We start from the raw sequence: 17,275 nt of genomic DNA on the forward strand, positions 1-17,275 counted from the left end.
TCACATTCCGGGTTCGGGCTGGGGTAGTAGGGCGGATTTTCGCCGCCGCAGCAGCACCCGCCTGCTGCCGTCGGTGTAGGCGCGCACCCGCGAGAGTTCCCAGCCGCCGAACTCGGCCTGGATGGCCAGCCGCATGGACGCGGTCACCCGCGTGACATCCGGCGGCAGCCGCAGCGGCACGTATTCGTAGTCGTCGCTGGTGGTCTCCCAGCCCGCGGGCAGTGCGCGCCCGCGCCCCCGGTGTGCTGCCGGATCGGCAGCTGCCGCGGAATCCTCGCCCGCGCGTGGTGTCCGAGCCATCAGTGCCCTCTCTTCCGATCCTCCGCACCGATCCGTTGCAGACCGTCGCCGGTCGCGGACCCCACGAACAGATCACCGGTGCGTTGCTCGACGGCCACCGAGTTCGGTTGCCGGACGGTGGCGTAGCGGCCCACTTCCTTCGGTATACCAGTCGACAGGTCGAATCCGACGACTTCGTTGCGCTGCGTACACGTCACCCACACGGTGTCGGACCGCTGATCGTAGGCGAGTGCGTAAGGCGAAGATCCTACCGGGAAACGCTGGCGCAACACGAGCGGTCCCGCGGTGTAGACCAGCAGTTCACCGCCCGCGGTGTCGGTGACCACGAACCGGCCGCGCGTGTCGCCGATCAGGCGTGTGGCCCCGTCACCGGCCCGCAACGCCAATCCCGGCCGCCGCTCGCCCGGGTCGAGCTCGAAGATCGCGGTCTGATGCCGGTCCAGCACGGTCACCTCGCCGCCGGCTTCGGCCAGCTCGTCGGCCGACACCAGCCCCGACACCGTGGCGGTGACCGCACCATCGGCCGCCACATCCAGCACCCGGCCGTCGGCGGTGCCGACCAGCAGCCCGCCGTCGGCGCGGGCCAGCACCGACCGCACCTCGCCGTCCACGGCCACCGCACCGACCGCGCCGGAGGACAGTTCCACCCGCAGCACCCGCCCCGGCGCGGCCGCCAGCATCTCACCCGGCCTGCCCGCGCTCAGACCGCGCGCGCGCTCGGGCAACGTCACCGTCCGCACCACCGGCTGGGCCGCGTCCGGGTCGACGACGGTGAGGGTGGCCCCGTCCAGAGCGGCCAGCAACCCGCCGGCGGAATCAGCGGCCAGCTCGGCGACCGGACCGGCGGGCAGCACGCGCCCGGCCGGCGTCGTCGACACCGCCGGCGCGACCGCCGCGGTGGCCGGCTCCCTGGTCGGCAGGTCGGGACCGCCGGCGCCGGAGGAGCATCCCGCCAGCAGCACCAGCACCGCCACACCCGCGAATGCCGAGACGAGCGAGCCGCGAGGGCGCATCGACCGAACTCCTTCTACCGACGAATCTTCCGCAACCTCACCATCTGACCATGATGACGCAACCAACCGACCGACCGGGGTGCCGGCTCGAGCGGAATGTCGGTAACCGGAGTTACGGTGGACACCACACCGTCCGATACAGGGAGATCCGGGTTGAAAGCCGACCATACGTCGGGATTTGTCATCGACGACATCACCGTCGGCGCGTACGCGCACGGCTTCGGCACCACCGCCGACGGCCACCCCTTCACCTTCCGCACCATCCGCGCCACCCTGACGCTCGAGATCTACCGCCGCGACCTCGGCGACGCCGTCCCCGGTCCCGAGGACGTGCTGGCGGTCGCCGAAGCCACGGTCGCCGACATCGACCTCGACGACGAACGCAGTGTCGCGGCCTTGGTGCGGGATATGATCCCCGACGCCGCGACGATCGACGCCGCCGCGGAACGGGACGTCACGACCGTGCGTGCCCTGCTGGGACGGATCAGCTCCGTCATCGAAGGTATGTAGGAAGCGATGACCCACACACGACTCGCCCGCACCGCGCTCGCCGTCGCGGGCCTGCTGACGGCGGTGGCCGCCGCCGCCTGCGACAGCGGCACCGACGAAGCCGCCGTCGACGCCGCCCGCTCCTCGGCGAACGCCTCGCTGTCGTCCTCGATCGCCGCCTCCTCCAGCGCAGCCCACCCGCCGCTGCCCACCGCCGCCGACCTCGACGCCCAGATCAAGCGGGCGCTGGACCCGGCGCTGCCCGACAGCGAACGCACCGCCCTCATCGAGGACGGCGACTCCTTCCGCCAGGCCATCCCCGACATGTACAAGGCGCTGCAGGACAATCCGCGCGCCGTCTACGGGGTGACCGACCCGGTGTTCGACAACCACGACGGCACGCTGACGGCCACCATGCGGCTGGACAAGGACGGCACCGGCGCCGCGGTCCGCACCACCGTCGTACATTTCGTGCTCATCGACGGCAAGTGGAAGATCTCACGCACCGACCTGTGCGGCATCCTGCGCTCGGCCGACTACCGCACCCCGGCCTGCGGCTGACCGGGCGCCGCGACGCGATGCACCGTTCCGGATCACTGCGGTGGGGGCGGTTCGTGCACCGCCACCGCGTCCTCGTGCTCGGCTTCTTCATCCTGTTCGTGCTGGTCTCCGGCTGGTACGGCCGCGACCTGGCCGGACGGCTGACCCAGGAGGGCTGGTTCGACGAGAGCAGCGAATCGGTGGCCGCCGCCGAACTGGCCGACCGCACCTTCGGCCGCGACACCGACAGCGACCTGATCCTGCTCTACACCGCCCCCGACGGCGCCACCGTCGACGACCCGGCCGTCCGCGGCCCGGTCACCCGGCACCTGGCCGGGCTGCTGGCCACCTATCCCGATCGCATCCAGAAGATCGACAGCTACTGGGACAGCCCGTTCTCCGCCCAGGCCACCGACGCCACCCACACCCATGCCTTCGCCAGCGTCGGGTTGCGCGGCTCGGGCACCGCGACGGTGGAGAACTACCTGGCGATCAAGGATCACCTCGGCGCCGGGCGCGCCGGCGGCGGCCCGGGCGGCACGACGGTGCAGCTGGCGGGGTTGCAGCCGATCGTGGAAGGCATCAACACCGGCATGCAGCGCGACATCAAGCGCGCGGAGATGATCGCGCTGCCGCTGGTGGCGATCCTGCTGTATTTCGTGTTCGGCGGCGTCGTCGGGGCGCTGCTGCCGGTGCTCATCGGCGGCATGACGATCCTGGGCACCCAGGGCGGACTGCGGGCGCTGACCGACCACATCGAGGTCAACGTGTTCGCCAGCGCCGTGATGACCTTGGTCAGCCTGGGCCTGGCGATCGACTACGGCCTGTTCACCGTCACCCGTTTCCGGGAGGAACTCGCCGCCGGACGCACCGTCGAGGAAGCCACCGCCCGCACCGTCGCCACCGCCGGGCGCACCGTGCTGTTCTCCGCGGCCATCATCGCCCTCAGCCTCGGCGCGCTGTTCATCTTCCCCAACGGCGTGCTGCGCTCGGTGCCGCTGGGCGGCATCAGCTCGGTGCTGCTGGCCGCGCTGCTGTCGGTCACCGCGCTGCCCGCGGCATTGAGCATCATCGGACGCCGCATCGACTTCCTGGGCTGGAAACGGTTCTCCCGCACCAGAACCGAAGCGCAGATCGACGCCGGATTCTTCTCCCGCCTCGCACTGTGGGCGATGCGCCGCCCCTGGGCGGTCGCGGTGCCGATCGTGCTGGCCCTGCTGGCCCTGAGCATCCCGATGCGCCACATCGAATTCGGCGGCCTGAGCGAACGCTACCTGTCCGACGACAACCCGGCGCGGGTGGCGCAGGAACGTTTCGACGCCCTGTTCCCCAGCTTCCGCACCGAACCGCTGAAACTGGTGGTCCTCGGCGCCGACCCGCAGCAGCTCGGCGACATCCGCTACGCCGCCAACCAGGTCCCCGGCCTGACCGGACGTTTCGAACCCGCCGCACCCACCAAAGACGGCCTCAACGTGCTCGCCGCCGGGCTCACCGACAAACGCGACGCCGACCGGGTGATCGCCGCGCTGCGCGCCATCCCCGAACCGCCCGGCGTGCAGGTGATGGTCGCCGGGGTGCCCGCCCTGGAACGCGACAGCATCAACGGACTGCTCGACGGCCTGCCCGTGCTGCTGGCCATCCTCGTCGCCGCGGCGCTGGCATTGATGTACGCGGCGTTCCGCTCTCTGATACTGGCAGTGAAGGCGGTGGCGATGAGCGCGCTCAGCCTCGTGTCCACCCTCGGCGTGCTGACCTGGGTGTTCGTCGAGGGCCACGGCGCGGGGATCTTCCACTTCACGCCGGGACCACTGATGTTCGCGGTGCTGGCGCTGATCGTGACGGTGGTGTTCGGGCTGTCCACCGACTACGAGGTCTTCCTGCTGTCACGCGTGTCCGAAGCGCGCGCCGCCGGCGCGGACGCGCCCGAGGCCATCCGCTACGGCATCGCCCACACCGGCGGCGTGATCACCTCCGCCGCCGCGATCCTCATCGTGGTCACCGGCGCGTTCGGCTTCTCCGATCTGGTGCTGATGAAATACATCGCCTACGGCATGATCGCCGCGCTGATCCTCGACGCGACCGTGATCCGCATGCTGCTGACCCCCGCGGTACTGAAACTGATCTGGCGGTAGGTCGCGCCGGTCCGCTTCCCCCTCTGCGCCGCCGGCGCCGGCCGCTGGAAGAACCGGCAGCCGAAGCTTCGGGTGCGCCGCGCCGCGAACGGGCGACGCCGACGATCGCCGGTCGGACCACCCGGGCCGCCCCACACCGGGCGGTCGCCGCGGCCTCGGGCACCGGCCCCACGCCCGAGCCGTGACGTCTCCACCGCCGTTCGGCACAGGTCCTCGGCCCGGAAGAGATGACCGGCGGGTCGACTCGATCAGCGGCGGACAGGCAGCACCAGTTGGGCGCCGGTGACCGGATGGTCGAGCACTTCCACCGGGTGCTGGTAGACCTTCGTGAGCAGCTCGGTGGTCAGCACTTCCCGGGGCGGCCCGTCCGCGGCGATACCACCGGCATCCAGGACGGCCACCCGATCGGCGTAGGCGGCCGCGACACCGAGGTCGTGCAGGACGACGACCACGGCCGCGCCCGCCGCGGCGCGCTCGGCGGCCAGACCCAGCACTGCCTCTTGGTGGCCGAGGTCCAAGGCGGCGGTCGGCTCGTCCAGCAGCAGGGTGGCGGTGTCCTGCGCCAGCACACGCGCCAACGCGACCCGGGCACGTTCACCGCCGGACAGGGTGGGGAACGAGCGCGTGGCCAGATGCGCGACGTCGGTGACGGCCATCGCGGCGGCGATCTGTTGCTCGTCGTGTTCGCGGCGTTCGGTGCGCACCCACGGCGCGCGACCCATCGCCACCACTTCCCGCGCGGTGAACGGGAACCCGACGGTGTGGGTCTGCGGCAGCACCGCCCGCCGCCGGGCCATGTCCAACGTCGTCCAGTGCGCCAACGGCCGCCCCTCGAGTTCCACCGTCCCCGCGCTCGGCGCCAGCTCCCCGGCCAGCACGGCCAGCAGCGTCGACTTACCGGCGCCGTTGGGCCCGACGAGCGCCACGACCTGCCCCGCGACCGCCTCGAAATCCACACCGTCGAGCACCCGCCGCGCCTGCCCGCCTCCGCGCCGCTGCACGCTCACCCCCGACGCACGCACGGTCACATCCCCCCGCACCGGCCAGCCGGGCACCTCGTGCACCATCCGCACCCTCACCCCACACCTCCGGTCGAGTGGCACACCACCGACAGCACTTCTCGGCAGTCACCGCAGCCATGTGCCACTCGACGATGCCCGATCACGCCCAGCCCCCGGAGCGGGCTCGGGTGCGGCGCAGCAGCCAGAAGAAGACCGGGCCGCCGATGAGGGAGGTCAGCATGCCCAACGGGAGGTCGGCGTTGTCGACCAGGGAACGGGCGGCGACATCGGCGGCCAGCAGCACCACCGCGCCGACGACGGCGCTGAGCGGGATCAGGATCCGGTGCGCGGGACCGACCAGCATCCGCACCAGGTGCGGCACGATGAGCCCGACGAACAGAATGATGCCGGTGAACGCGACACCGGCGGTGGCCAGCACCGCCACCACCACGATCACGTTGCGGCGCAACCGCTCCACATCCACGCCGAGATGACGAGCCGCCGACTCCCCGAGCGCCAGCAGATCCAGTCGCGGCGCCAGCAGCACCGCCGCGGCGACACCGACCGCGCTCAGCGGCGCCACCACACCCACCGACTCCCACGTGGCCCCGTTGAGCGACCCCAGCTGCCAGAACACGATCTGATCCCGCGCGGCGGGGGAGGCCACGAACAGCAGCAGCGCGATCAACCCGCCCGCGAACGCGTTGATCGCGACACCCGTCAACACCAGGGTGACGACCTCGGTGCGGCCGCCCGAGCGCGCCAGCAGATACACCAGCAACGTGGTCGCCAACCCCGCCACGAACGCCGCCGCCGCCACCGACCACGCCGCCACGAACGCCCCGCCCACCACGATGACCGTGCCCGCACCCACCGCCGCCCCCGCCGACACCCCGATCACACCGGGCTCGGCCAGCGGGTTGGCGAACACACCCTGCAACAACGCACCCGCTGTCGCCAGCGCCGCACCGACCAGCATCGCCAGCACCACCCGCGGGAACCGCACCTCCCACAGCGTCACCTCACCCGCCGGATGCGCGGGCATCGGCCCCAGATCCACCCCGATCCGATGCAGCACACTGCCGGCCACCTCGGCGGGCGTCGTCGGCACCTGCCCGATCGCCGCCGACGCCACCGCCAGCGCGACCAGCCCGGCCACCGCGACCACGAACACCAGCAGCACCCGCGAGCGGCCCCGCGACTTCGGCAGCGGCGGCACCGGCGGCCGCGCCGTCCGCGTCCCCGAAACACTCATGCGTGACCGGTGCCGTACACCGCCGCACTCAACGCCGCGATCACCCGGCCGGTGTTGGGCCCGAAACTCAGCAGCACCGCATCCGACATGTCCACCACCCGCCGGTCGCGCCCCGCCGGGGTCTGCGCGATCCCGGGCACCTTCTGCAAACCCTCCACACCGCCGACGGACTTCAACCCGTCCGACATCACCAGCAGCACATCCGGCGCCGCACCGATCATGGCCTCACTGGTGATCGCGGTGAACGGCTCTGTCAATCCCGCGACGGTGCCCGCGTCCCGCGCACGCAACGCCGCGATCAACGCATCCGCCCCCGACCCCGGCCCGGCCAGCATCGTGATCGCGGTGGACCGCAGATACAGGAACGCGATGGTCAGCTGCGGATCCTGGACGGGCACCGCGGCACTGGCGGCGGCGATCTCGTCGCGGGTGCGCTGCCCCAGCGCCTGCCCCCGCTCCGGCACCCCCAACGCGCCCGCCACCGCCTCGATCTGCGGCACCACACCATCCATGGTGCGCTCGGGATCGAAATACACCACCGTCACCCCGGCCGCGCGCAACTGCTCGCGCACCGCGGGCGCGGCGCTGGTGGTGTCGGTGAGGAACACCGACGGCCGCATCGCCAGCACCGACTCCACATTCAGTGACCCGTTGCCCCCGGCCACGTTCGGCACGTCCCGCACCGCGGGAAACGCCGCCGAGGTGCTGCGCCCCACCAGCTTGGGCCCCAGCCCCAGCGCGTACACGATCTGGGCGAGGGTGCCGTAGCGGTCCACGGCGATGATGCGCGAGGCGTCGGTGACGGTGACCTGCGCGCCGTCGAACGAGCGCACCGTCACCGGCAGCGCCGGGGTGGGCTCCGGCCCGATGGGCACCGGATCCAGATCGGTCAGCGTCGCCGTCGTCGGCCCGTGCCCGCCGTGCGAGGACCCGGCGTCGGCGCCACACGCGACCGTCGCCGCCAGCAGACCCACCGCGAACAACGCCGCGACGGCACGCCACCACCCGGCTCGGACTCCGTTCCCACGCCCACCCCCGGTCGCTGCAGTGCTCATGCGGGCAAGGCTAATCTGTCTCACTCGGCGCGTGCACTGACGTCGTCCAGGGCCGCGGCGATCGCCCGCGGCAACTCCAGCGTCTCCGCGGCCAGCACACCGGTGAGCTGCCCGATGTCGCGGGCGCCGACGATCATGCTCGCGATACCCGGCCGGTCCCGGATCCAGGCCAGCGCCACCGCCAGCGGCGAGGTACCCAACCCGTCCGCGGCGGTCACCAGCGCATCCACCACCCGGGTGGCGCGATCATCGAGACCACTGCGGATCTCCGCCGCGGTCGCCTCGTCGGCCCCGCGCGAATCGGCGGGCACACCGTCGCGGTACTTGCCGGTCAGGATGCCGCCCGCCAACGGCGCCGAGGCGATCACCCCGACCCCGTGGAACTGCGCCGCGGGCACCACATCGGCCTCCGCGTCCCGCGCCAGCAGCGAATACGGTGTCTGCGCCGCCGTCACCGGCGCCACCGCGGCCAGACTGGCCAGCTGCCAGGCCCCGAACCCGCGCACCCCCGCGTACCGCACCCGCCCCGACCGCACCGCCTGCTCCAACGTCGAGGCCACCTCCTCGAGCGGGGTGCGCGGATCCCACACCGCGACATTCCACACGTCGAGGTGATCGGTGCCGAACTCCAGCAGCGTGCGATCCAGTTGCCGCAGCAGCGCCCGCCGCGAGGTGTCCACCGTCACCCGCGCCGCCCCCGGCACCCCGGCATCGGGAAATCCCCACGGCGCGGTCCCCGCGCACCCGCTGAGCACCAGCTCGTCGCGCGAGACCAGATCCCCGAGCAACTCGGCCAGGATCCGCTGCGAAGCCCCGCCCGCGTAGGCGGGGGAGGTGTCCACCAGCGTGCCGCCCGCCTCGACGAACGCCACCAGCTGCCCCGCGGCGTCCTCGGCGTCGGTGTGCGAACCCCAGGTATGGGTCGCCAGGCCCATCCGCGACACCCGCAGGCCGCTACGGCCCACCGTCCGCTGTTCCATCACCGTGTCCGCGCATTCGTCACGGCGCCAAGCCTAGAGTGTGGAGACGCGACTCGACGCCCACCAGCACAGTGGGTCGCGCTCGGGTGCGCGGGAAACCCGCGGACCTGCGCGTCGGCGCAGGCGCAACAGCCGGGCACGCTGCCGGGGCCTCGACACTGTACTGTCGCTGCGTGATTGGGGCGCCAGGCACGACGACACGACCGGACGCCGCGTCAATGCCCAGGTAGCAACCCGTATTTCGGGCGGAAGTGGAGGATGGTTCGTGGTTGGCGAGTCGATGACCTGGGTGCAAGCCTTGGTGCTGGGTCTGGTGCAGGGGCTGACGGAGTTCCTGCCGATCTCCTCCTCGGCGCATCTGCGCATCGTGTCGTCGGTCTTCTTCGGCGACGACGCGGGCGCCTCCTTCACCGCGGTCACCCAGCTGGGCACCGAGGCCGCGGTACTGGTCTACTTCGCCAAGGACATCTGGCGGATCGTCTTGGCCTGGTTCGCGGGTCTGCGCGAACGGGCGACCGCGCGCGGTCGCCAACAGCTGCCCCTGCACGATCAGCCCACCACGAAACTTCCGGTCCTCACCGCCGACCACCGGCACCTGCTCGACGAGCAGGCCCAGCGCGAACTCGACTACCGCATCGGCTGGTATGTGATCATCGCCACCGTCCCCATCGGTGTGCTGGGCTTCTTGTTCAAAGACGAGATCCGCACCGGCGCCCGCAATCTGTGGCTGGTGTCGTTCATGCTGATCTTCTTCGCGCTGGTCATCGCCGCCGGTGAGCACTTCGGCCGCAAGGAACGCCCGATCGAGCAACTCACCACCCGCGACGGGCTGGTCATGGGTTTCGCCCAGTGCCTGGCGCTGATCCCCGGCGTCTCCCGCTCGGGCGCGACCTCCACCGCGGGCCTGTTCCTGGGATTGGAACGCGAAGCCGCCGTACGGTTCTCGTTCCTGCTGGCCATCCCCGCCGTGACCGCCTCGGGCCTGTTCAGCCTGCCGGACGCGTTCGAACCCGCCGGTGAGGGACTCAACGCCAGCGGCCCGCAACTGCTGGTGGCCACCGTGCTGGCCTTCGCGGTCGGTTACGCCTCGGTGGCGTGGCTGCTGCGTTTCGTGGCACGGCATTCGCTGTACTGGTTCGTCGGCTACCGCATCGTGCTCGGCGCGATCCTGCTGGGTCTGCTGGCGGGCGGGGTGGTCTCGGCGACATGATCGCTAGGCTGGCCGCATGACGGTGATCCTGTTGCGGCACGGTGTGTCGACCTCGAACACCGCCCGCACCCTGGCCGGTCGCAGCACCGGCGTCGAGCTCACCGAGCGCGGCGAGGAGCAGGCGAGGACCGTGGCCGAACGACTGGCCGGGCTGCCCATCGAACGCATCGTGCACTCCCCGCTGCTGCGCTGCCAGCGCACGGTCGCGCCGCTGGCGGAAAAGTTCGGGCTGGAACCGGTATTCGACGACCGGCTGCTCGAGGTGGATTACGGCGCGTGGACCGGCCGCCCCATCGCCGAACTACTGGAGGAACCGCTGTGGAAGGTCGTGCAGCGGCACGCCTCCGGCGCGGTGTTCCCCGGCGGTGAGGGCCTGGCGCAGGTGCAGGCGCGCGCGGTCGCCGCGATCCGCGAGCACGACCGCGCCCTCGCCGAACAGCACGGCCGCGACGCGCTGTGGGTGGCGTGCACCCACGGCGACGTGATCAAGTCGGTGCTGGCCGACGCGCTGGGCATCCACCTCGACGGCTTCCAGCGCATCGTCGTCGAGCCCGCCTCGATCAGCGTCGTGCGCTACACCCCGACCGCACCGTACGTCTGGCGACTCAACGACACCGGCGCCGACCTGTCGGCCCTCGCCGCGTCCGGCGGGCAACCCCGCGCGGCCGGGTCGGCGTCGCCGGAACCCGAAACCTCCGGACCAGTCCCCGGTGGCGAACTCGGCAATACCGGGAGTGCGGATAATGGGAATGCGGAGCGCCGAGATTCCTTGTAGACAACCGGACGGTCGTCGGATGGAATCCCCGCACCGCGGGTAGTCGTTCAGGGTCACGTATCAGGAGGTGCATGTGTCACGCGCAATCCATGTATTCCGCACCCCCGATCGTTTCGTCGCCGGGACCGTCGGTGAGCCGGGCGATCGCGCGTTCTATCTGCAGGCGGTGCAGGAGCCGCGCGTGGTCAGCGTGCTGCTGGAAAAGCAGCAGGTCAAGGTGCTCGCCGACCGGATGGGCCTGCTACTGGACGAGGTCGCGCGCCGCTTCGGCGCCGAAGTGCCCCCGCAGGCCGAGGACGTCAGCGACAACGCGCCGCTGGTCACCCCGATCGACGCCGAATTCCGGGTCGGCACCATGGGCCTGGGCTGGGACGCCGACGCGGGCGCGGTGGTGGTGGAACTGCTGGCGATCACCGAGACCGAGGTCGACGAGTCGGTGGTACTCGACGACACCGAGGAGGGCCCCGACGCGGTGCGGGTGTTCCTCACCCCGATCCAGGCCCGCGAATTCGCGTTGCGCTCCACCCGGGTGATCGCGGCGGGCCGCCCGCCGTGCCCGCTGTGCGGTGAGCCGCTCTCCGCGCGCGGGCACATGTGCGTGCGCACCAACGGCTACAAACGCGGTGACATCTTCGGCGCGGCCGAACTAGAGGAGTGATTCGGTGGCCGAGGCCGGGGACGGATTCCACAGCGGCGAGCTGACGGTGATCGGGCGGGTGAGCACCGCCAGCAACGTGACCCTGGTCTGCGACGTCGACGACACCGGCGCGACGCCGCTGCGGGTGGTCTACAAACCCATCCGCGGCGAACGACCGCTGTGGGACTTCCCCGACGGCACCCTCGCAGGCCGCGAGGTCGCCTCCTATCTGATCTCCGAGGCGATCGGCTGGGGCGTGATCCCCGAAACCATCCTGCGCGACGGCCCTTTCGGTGTCGGCATGGTGCAGCGCTGGGTCGTGAGCGTGGACAACCACACCGACCGAGGCGACCGGCTCGACCTGATCGACCTGTGCCCGGCGGGCGCGGTACCCGACGGATTCCGCGAGGTGCTGCGCGCGGTGGACGACGTCGGCAACGAGGTGTCGCTGATCCACGCCGACGATCCGCGGCTGCACCGGGTGGCGGTGCTGGACGTGCTGCTCAACAACGCCGACCGCAAGGGCGGCCACGCGCTGGAAGGGGTGGACGGGCAGGTCTACGGCGTCGACCACGGCATCTGCCTGCACGCCGAGCACAAACTGCGCACCGTGCTGTGGGGCTGGGCGGGTCAGCCCATCGACGACGCGCTCATCGCGGACATCACCGCGTTCGCCAAGCAGCTGCCGGGCGCGTTCGCCGACACCCTCAGCGAGCACCTCACCGACACCGAGATCGACGCGTTGATCGAACGCACCCAGCAGGTGCTCGACGAGCCGGTGATGCCGGTGCCGCGCACGTCGCGCCCGATCCCGTGGCCCGCGTTCTGACCGCGGACCCTGCCGCGGGCGGGGTTTCCTGACACAGTTGAAGCTTCCCGCAGCCGGCGCGACGAGGAGAACGCGATGCCCCACTCCACTCCCGACCGCGCGGCACCGACGGTGCGGATCGTCATCGGCGCACCGACCTACCGCATCGCGTTGCACTACGTGCACCTCTACGACAAGAAGCCCTATCCCGACACCGACCTGCACCTCTACGACAACGGCGTCTACTGGTTGAGTTCGGCGGGGGAGAACCACTTCGGGGTCTACGTCCTCACCGAGGGTTCGGTGGACTCCGGGCGGTTCACGATGCGGTTCATCTCGTTGCCTTCCGCGGACTGGGGCGATACGGTCGCTTATCACGAGCTCGAGTTCGACGTCGCGCGCGGCGCGTTCACCCAGATCGCGCTCGCCGACACCGATCCCGACATCCCGGAACTGGACGGCACCTTCGCGATCACGCCCAATACGATCGCCGATCCCACCGGCCGCGCCGACAGCTGATTCAGCGAAACCGTAAATATTGACATCCCACGATTTGCTGGAAGACGCAGGTCGCGGCGGGCGGCCGCCGCGGCGGGACGGTCGTGGTCACCGGGCCGGGCAACGATGATGTCCACCACACCTTTACCCTCGTAAGCATGCAGTCCTGGTCCGACACCGCCCTCCCCACCGTCCCCGGAGCAGGACCGCCGTTGCGGTTGTACGACACCGCCGACCGTCAGGTGCGCCCGGTCACCCCCGGCGCGACCGCCACCATGTACGTCTGCGGCATCACCCCCTACGACGCCACCCACCTCGGCCACGCCGCGACCTACCTGACCTTCGACCTGGTCAACCGGCTGTGGCGCGACGCGGGCCACGACGTGCACTACGTGCAGAACGTCACCGACGTCGACGACCCGCTGTTCGAACGCGCCGCCCGTGACGGCGTGGACTGGCGCGAGCTGGGCACCGCGGAAACCGATCTGTTCCGCGAGGACATGGCCGCGCTGCGGATCCTGCCGCCGCGCGATTACATCGGCGCGGTGGAATCCGTCGACGAGGTCGTGGAGGTCGTGCAGAAACTGCTCGCTTCCGGCGCGGCCTACGTCGTCGACGACGAGTACCCCGACGTCTACTTCCGCGCCGACGCCACCGAGCAGTTCGGTTACGAATCCGGCTACGACCGCGCCACCATGGAGCGCCTGTTCGCCGAGCGCGGCGGCGACCCGGACCGCCCCGGCAAACGCGACCCCATCGACGCGCTGCTGTGGCGCTCGGCGCGGCCCGGCGAACCGTCCTGGCCCGCCCCGTTCGGCCCGGGCCGTCCCGGCTGGCACGTGGAGTGTTGCGCGATCGCGTTGAACCGCATCGGCCCGGAATTCGACATCCAGGGCGGCGGCAGCGACCTGATCTACCCCCACCACGAATACTCCGCCGCGCACGCCGAGTCGCTCATCGCGGGCCGCCGCTTCGCCCGCCACTACGTGCACGCCGGCCTGATCGGGCTGGACGGGGAGAAGATGTCGAAATCCCGCGGCAACCTCGTGCTGGTGTCGGCGCTGCGCCGCCAGAGCGTCGACCCGGCCGCCATCCGCCTCGGCTTGCTGGCCGGCCACTACCGCCAGGACCGGATGTGGACCGACGCCCTGCTCGAGCAGGCGCAGCGGCGCCTGCGGTTGTGGCGTGACGCCGTCGCCCTGCAGGCGGGCCCCTCGGCCACCGACACCGTCACCCGGCTGCGCACGCATCTCGCCGACGACTTGAACACCCCCAAAGCGCTCGACGCGCTCGACAGCTGGGCCCGCCAGGCCCTCGACTACGGCGGCCGGGACACCGACGCGCCCGCGACGATCGCCACCGCCGTCGACGCGCTGCTCGGCATCCGCCTGTAACGACCCCTTGCCCGCGGCGGCGCACCCGTGATGAGGTTGCCGCGTGTGCGGCATCCCTCTCGGCACGGGCCTGTTCGGTTCCGGCGGCAAACTGGCGACCCTGGCGGCCGGGCGACTGCGGCCCGCCGCCGACTCCACCGATGCGCGCACGATCGCGGCGCGCACCCGATTCTTCGGCGCGGACACCGTCGACCCCGCCGACGGCTCCCTGCGCACCGACCGGGTCGTGCTGTCGTGGGTGGGTTGCACCACCTTCGCGCTGGCCATCGGTGGTTCGGTGTTCCTGCTCGACGCGTGGGTGCCGCGGCTGACCAGTACCGGTTACGTCCCGGCCACCCCGCAACAGCTGGTGGACCTGGCCCCGGCGGCGATCTTCATCGGTCACGGCCACTTCGACCACGCCGGGGACGCCGGCCGCATCGCGCAGGCCACCGGCGCCACCGTGCACGGCACCGCCGAGCACTGCGCCACGGTCGAAGCGCAGGTCACCGATCCCACCTTTCCCCTCGCCCCCCACGGTGACGCCGCCACCGCGATCGGCGCCCGGGAGGACCGCACCGTCGGCGCGGTCGAGGTGACCGTCATCCGGCACCGGCACTCCGCGCGCACCCCACCCGATCCCGTCGGCGGATCACCACGCTTCTTCCCCCGCCCCGAACCAGGCGTCGTGCTCACCCACCCGCCGACGCTCAGCGGTCTGCTGCAAGGCCTGCCGCGACTGCGAGACCCCGAGGGCGGGGTGCTGCTGTATCAATTCCGGGTACCCGGCTTCAGCCTGGTGTGGCACGACTCGACCGCACCGCTGACCGAACGCGCACCGCAGGTGTTCGACGCCTTCGCCGCGCTACCGGCCACCGACGTGCAGATCGGCGCCGTGCAGGGCTACAACCAGATCAGCAACGGCCTGCGCGATCCCCGCACCTACATCGAAGCGCTGCGCCCGGCGCTGTTCGTCCCGAGCCATCACGACAACTGGCTGCCCGGGCTCACCGCGAGCGCCGGGACCTACGACGCGCCGCTGCGCGCGGAACTGGACAAGATCCCCGCCGCGCGACGACCGGAACTGCGTCCCCTGCACGACCCGGCCGACTACATCCGGCCGCAGCGGCTCACGTTCCCGCTGTGAGCGAGTCCGCTCCGCCGACGCGGGACCGCCGCGGCTGGGGTTCGTGCACGGTCGCGGCGAGCTCCTCGGCGTAGAGCAGCGCGATCTGTTCGGCGTATTCGGCCGCGATCGGCCCGCGCCGCAATTTCATCGTCAACGTCACCTCGTCACCGCCGGGCTCCCAGAAGACCGGCAGCACGGTGAACCGTTTGATCTGCTCGACCCGCGACAAGGTGGCGTTGCCCGCGGCCACACCGCGCGCGATCTCGGCGATCACCCCGGCGTCGGCTGCCAGCGCCGCCGCCGAAGCGTCCGGCAGCGCGTGCTCGGCGGCATACAGTGCCGCGGTCTCGGCGTCGATGACGATCAGCGCCGTGTTGTACGGGCGCGCGTCCCCGATGGTGGCGATCGCGCCCACCAGCGGCGTCGCGGCCTTGATCGCGTTCTCGATGTTCGCCGGGGACATGTTCTTGCCCGCCGAGTTGATGATCAGCTCTTTCTTGCGATCGACCACCCGGAGATACCCGTCGGCGTCGACGGAGAGGATGTCGCCGGTGTGCAGCCACCCGTCCTCATCGAGCGCTTCGGCCGTCTGCTGCGGCTGTTTGCGGTAGCCCTTCATCACCAGCGGCCCGCGCACCAGGAATTCCCCGTCCTCGGCGATGCGCCACTGCATCCCGGGCAGCATCCGGCCCACCGAACCCAGCCGCGCCTGCTGCGGCGAGCAGGCGCTGGCCACGCAGGTCAGTTCGGACATGCCCCAGATCTCCGAGATCGGGATGCCGATGCCGAAGAAGAACGCGAGGGTCTGCGGCGGAATCGGCGCGGCGCCCGACATCGCCCACTTCAGTTCGTCCAGACCGATTCTCGCGCGCAACCCCGCCAGCACCAGTTCGTCGGCCCGCGCCCATTCGGCCGCCAGCCGCGTGTCGATCGGTTCGCCGCGCAGCTGGGCGGCGGCTTTGCGCGCCGCGACGCCCAGCGCCCACTCCAAGGCCACGCGGCGGGCGTGGTCGGGTTCGGCGGCGACGGAGAACTCGATGGCGGCCTTCAGCTTCTCCCACACCCGCGGCACCGCACCCCAGATGGTGGGGTGGACGTCGGCGAGCGCGGCGGGCAGCAGCGACCGGTCGGGCACCACGGTGATCTGTGTGCCGTACACCTGCTGCAGATACAGCGAGCAGAACCGGTCGGCCATGTGCGCCGAGGGCAGGTAGGAGGTCTGGCGGTCACCGAACTCGACCGGCAGCACCGCGTGGAACGCCCGCGCCTCGGCCATCAGGTTGGCGTGGGTGATCTCCACGCCCTTCGGGTTTCCGGTGGTGCCGGAGGTGTAGACGAGGGTGAGCACGTCCTGGGGCCGCACGGCCCGCCAGGTCGCCTCGAAGTCGAAATCGGCGCGGCCCATGGCTTTGAGCTCGTCGAGCCCCAGGATGCCCTCACCGGTGGCGTCGAGGCAGACGATGGTCTCGATCGGCGCGCCGCAGGCGCGGATCCGCTCCACGTACTGCTGTTCGCAGATCACCACCCGGTTGCCCGCGTTGGCGAACACGTAGGCCAGCTGCTCGGGGGCGAGGGTGTTGTACACCGAGAACGAGGTCGCGCCGGTGTGCTGCGCCCCGACTTCCACAGGGTAGAACTCCACCCGGTTGCCCATCATCAACGCCACCGTGTCGCCACGGCCGACACCCAGCGCGGCCAGACCCGCCGCGACCGCGCGGACCTGGTCGGCGTACTCGCGCCAGGTGAGCGTCTGCGTCCCGCCGATGGACCGGACGGCCACCGCGTCCGGGTCGATCGCCGCGCTGTGCTGGAATGCGGCGCAGGACGTGTTCGGTTCGGTCATCGCACAACCCCGTTCGGTACACCCGGCTTTGTCAGACCGTAAGTGCCCGAGTGTGCCGCGTGGGGCGTTTTCGCGCGTTTGCCGTGCACGGCCGACAACTCGATCGCGCGCGGAACCGCAACTCCGGCAACAGAATCGGCGGATTATGTCGTGCCGGGTCCCGCTCGCCTAGGCGACCGGGGCGAGCAGTGTGCTGGGGGAAACGAGCTGCTCGGCCCGCTGCGGTCGGTCGGGCGG

The 17,275-nt window shown here is 71.2% G+C and carries 17 protein-coding genes; 10 read left to right on the plus strand and 7 right to left on the minus strand.

Annotation, left to right across the window (positions count from 1 at the left end; all coding sequences use genetic code 11):
- Nucleotides 1-300, minus strand: a complete 300-nt coding sequence (locus QMG86_RS16075; protein WP_245676123.1) for a DUF5703 family protein — start codon at nucleotides 298-300, stop codon at nucleotides 1-3.
- Nucleotides 300-1,313: a YncE family protein gene (locus QMG86_RS16080; protein ID WP_281880488.1), complete on the minus strand. Its 1,014-nt coding sequence runs from the start codon at nucleotides 1,311-1,313 to the stop codon at nucleotides 300-302. The genes QMG86_RS16075 and QMG86_RS16080 overlap by 1 nt, the downstream gene beginning before the upstream one ends.
- Before the next feature lie 153 nt (nucleotides 1,314-1,466).
- Here QMG86_RS16080 and QMG86_RS16085 point away from each other — a divergent pair, with 153 nt between their 5' ends.
- From QMG86_RS16085 to QMG86_RS16095, 3 genes are read left to right on the plus strand one after another with little or no spacing between them, the layout of a single operon-like run.
- Nucleotides 1,467-1,823 carry a hypothetical protein gene (locus QMG86_RS16085; RefSeq protein ID WP_281880490.1) on the plus strand — a complete coding sequence of 119 codons (357 nt, stop codon included), beginning with the start codon at nucleotides 1,467-1,469 and terminating at the stop codon, nucleotides 1,821-1,823.
- A 6-nt stretch (nucleotides 1,824-1,829) separates the two neighbouring features.
- A complete protein-coding gene (locus QMG86_RS16090; protein WP_281880491.1) occupies nucleotides 1,830-2,363 on the plus strand; it encodes a WKL family lipoprotein in 534 nt (177 codons plus the stop codon).
- Nucleotides 2,315-4,474: an MMPL family transporter gene (locus QMG86_RS16095; protein ID WP_281880492.1), complete on the plus strand. Its 2,160-nt coding sequence runs from the start codon at nucleotides 2,315-2,317 to the stop codon at nucleotides 4,472-4,474. The genes QMG86_RS16090 and QMG86_RS16095 overlap by 49 nt, the downstream gene beginning before the upstream one ends.
- 248 nt (nucleotides 4,475-4,722) lie before the next feature.
- Here QMG86_RS16095 and QMG86_RS16100 read toward each other — a convergent pair whose 3' ends face one another.
- The 4 genes from QMG86_RS16100 to QMG86_RS16115 form a co-directional block, all read right to left on the minus strand.
- Nucleotides 4,723-5,541, minus strand: coding sequence for a heme ABC transporter ATP-binding protein (locus QMG86_RS16100; protein ID WP_281880984.1), 819 nt, complete (start codon nucleotides 5,539-5,541; stop codon nucleotides 4,723-4,725).
- A gap of 94 nt (nucleotides 5,542-5,635) precedes the next feature.
- The gene (locus QMG86_RS16105; RefSeq protein WP_281880493.1) at nucleotides 5,636-6,730 is read right to left on the minus strand and encodes a FecCD family ABC transporter permease; all 1,095 of its coding nucleotides are present in this window, start codon (nucleotides 6,728-6,730) and stop codon (nucleotides 5,636-5,638) included.
- Nucleotides 6,727-7,785, minus strand: coding sequence for a heme/hemin ABC transporter substrate-binding protein (locus QMG86_RS16110; RefSeq protein WP_281880494.1), 1,059 nt, complete (start codon nucleotides 7,783-7,785; stop codon nucleotides 6,727-6,729). The genes QMG86_RS16105 and QMG86_RS16110 overlap by 4 nt, the downstream gene beginning before the upstream one ends.
- A 20-nt stretch (nucleotides 7,786-7,805) precedes the next feature.
- The gene (locus tag QMG86_RS16115; RefSeq protein ID WP_281880496.1) at nucleotides 7,806-8,765 is read right to left on the minus strand and encodes an aldo/keto reductase; all 960 of its coding nucleotides are present in this window, start codon (nucleotides 8,763-8,765) and stop codon (nucleotides 7,806-7,808) included.
- Between the two features lie 280 nt (nucleotides 8,766-9,045).
- On the opposite strand from QMG86_RS16115, the gene QMG86_RS16120 reads away from it, so the two are divergent.
- From QMG86_RS16120 to QMG86_RS16150, 7 genes are all read left to right on the plus strand, one after another.
- Entirely contained in the window at nucleotides 9,046-9,975 is a 930-nt protein-coding gene (locus tag QMG86_RS16120; protein ID WP_281880986.1) for an undecaprenyl-diphosphate phosphatase, read from the plus strand.
- A 16-nt stretch (nucleotides 9,976-9,991) separates the two neighbouring features.
- Nucleotides 9,992-10,750: a histidine phosphatase family protein gene (locus QMG86_RS16125; RefSeq protein ID WP_281880498.1), complete on the plus strand. Its 759-nt coding sequence runs from the start codon at nucleotides 9,992-9,994 to the stop codon at nucleotides 10,748-10,750.
- Nucleotides 10,751-10,823: 73 nt separating this feature from the next.
- Nucleotides 10,824-11,408, plus strand: a complete 585-nt coding sequence (locus tag QMG86_RS16130) for a DUF3090 domain-containing protein (RefSeq protein WP_039798216.1) — start codon at nucleotides 10,824-10,826, stop codon at nucleotides 11,406-11,408.
- Between the two features lie 4 nt (nucleotides 11,409-11,412).
- The gene (locus tag QMG86_RS16135; protein ID WP_281880500.1) at nucleotides 11,413-12,216 is read left to right on the plus strand and encodes an SCO1664 family protein; all 804 of its coding nucleotides are present in this window, start codon (nucleotides 11,413-11,415) and stop codon (nucleotides 12,214-12,216) included.
- A gap of 75 nt (nucleotides 12,217-12,291) precedes the next feature.
- A complete protein-coding gene (locus QMG86_RS16140; protein WP_281880501.1) occupies nucleotides 12,292-12,714 on the plus strand; it encodes a hypothetical protein in 423 nt (140 codons plus the stop codon).
- A 137-nt stretch (nucleotides 12,715-12,851) separates the two neighbouring features.
- Complete coding sequence (gene mshC / locus QMG86_RS16145; RefSeq protein ID WP_281880502.1) at nucleotides 12,852-14,087, plus strand: cysteine--1-D-myo-inosityl 2-amino-2-deoxy-alpha-D-glucopyranoside ligase; 1,236 nt, start codon at nucleotides 12,852-12,854, stop codon at nucleotides 14,085-14,087.
- Nucleotides 14,088-14,130: 43 nt separating this feature from the next.
- A complete protein-coding gene (locus QMG86_RS16150) occupies nucleotides 14,131-15,213 on the plus strand; it encodes an MBL fold metallo-hydrolase (RefSeq protein ID WP_281880504.1) in 1,083 nt (360 codons plus the stop codon).
- Here the strand turns inward: QMG86_RS16150 and fadD11 are convergent.
- On the minus strand, nucleotides 15,197-17,038 hold the full coding sequence (gene fadD11, locus QMG86_RS16155) for a fatty acid--CoA ligase FadD11 (protein ID WP_281880506.1): 1,842 nt from the start codon (nucleotides 17,036-17,038) through the stop codon (nucleotides 15,197-15,199). The two genes, QMG86_RS16150 and fadD11, sit on opposite strands and share 17 nt — an antisense overlap.
- Nucleotides 17,039-17,275: the final 237 nt, after the last annotated feature.

The organism is Nocardia sputorum (assembly GCF_027924405.1).
Taxonomy (GTDB): domain Bacteria; phylum Actinomycetota; class Actinomycetes; order Mycobacteriales; family Mycobacteriaceae; genus Nocardia; species Nocardia sputorum.

Excerpts from the sequence above, each read along its gene's own strand:
- QMG86_RS16075 (WP_245676123.1), bottom strand. The coding sequence starts at position 300 with ATGGCTCGGACACCACGCGCGGGCGAGGATTCCGCGGCAGCTGCCGAT.
- QMG86_RS16080 (WP_281880488.1), bottom strand. The coding sequence starts at position 1,313 with ATGCGCCCTCGCGGCTCGCTCGTCTCGGCATTCGCGGGTGTGGCGGTG.
- QMG86_RS16090 (WP_281880491.1), top strand. The coding sequence starts at position 1,830 with ATGACCCACACACGACTCGCCCGCACCGCGCTCGCCGTCGCGGGCCTG.
- QMG86_RS16100 (WP_281880984.1), bottom strand. The coding sequence starts at position 5,541 with ATGGTGCACGAGGTGCCCGGCTGGCCGGTGCGGGGGGATGTGACCGTG.
- QMG86_RS16105 (WP_281880493.1), bottom strand. The coding sequence starts at position 6,730 with ATGAGTGTTTCGGGGACGCGGACGGCGCGGCCGCCGGTGCCGCCGCTG.
- QMG86_RS16110 (WP_281880494.1), bottom strand. The coding sequence starts at position 7,785 with ATGAGCACTGCAGCGACCGGGGGTGGGCGTGGGAACGGAGTCCGAGCC.
- QMG86_RS16115 (WP_281880496.1), bottom strand. The coding sequence starts at position 8,765 with ATGGAACAGCGGACGGTGGGCCGTAGCGGCCTGCGGGTGTCGCGGATG.
- QMG86_RS16120 (WP_281880986.1), top strand. The coding sequence starts at position 9,046 with ATGACCTGGGTGCAAGCCTTGGTGCTGGGTCTGGTGCAGGGGCTGACG.
- QMG86_RS16125 (WP_281880498.1), top strand. The coding sequence starts at position 9,992 with ATGACGGTGATCCTGTTGCGGCACGGTGTGTCGACCTCGAACACCGCC.
- QMG86_RS16140 (WP_281880501.1), top strand. The coding sequence starts at position 12,292 with ATGCCCCACTCCACTCCCGACCGCGCGGCACCGACGGTGCGGATCGTC.
- mshC (WP_281880502.1), top strand. The coding sequence starts at position 12,852 with ATGCAGTCCTGGTCCGACACCGCCCTCCCCACCGTCCCCGGAGCAGGA.
- fadD11 (WP_281880506.1), bottom strand. The coding sequence starts at position 17,038 with ATGACCGAACCGAACACGTCCTGCGCCGCATTCCAGCACAGCGCGGCG.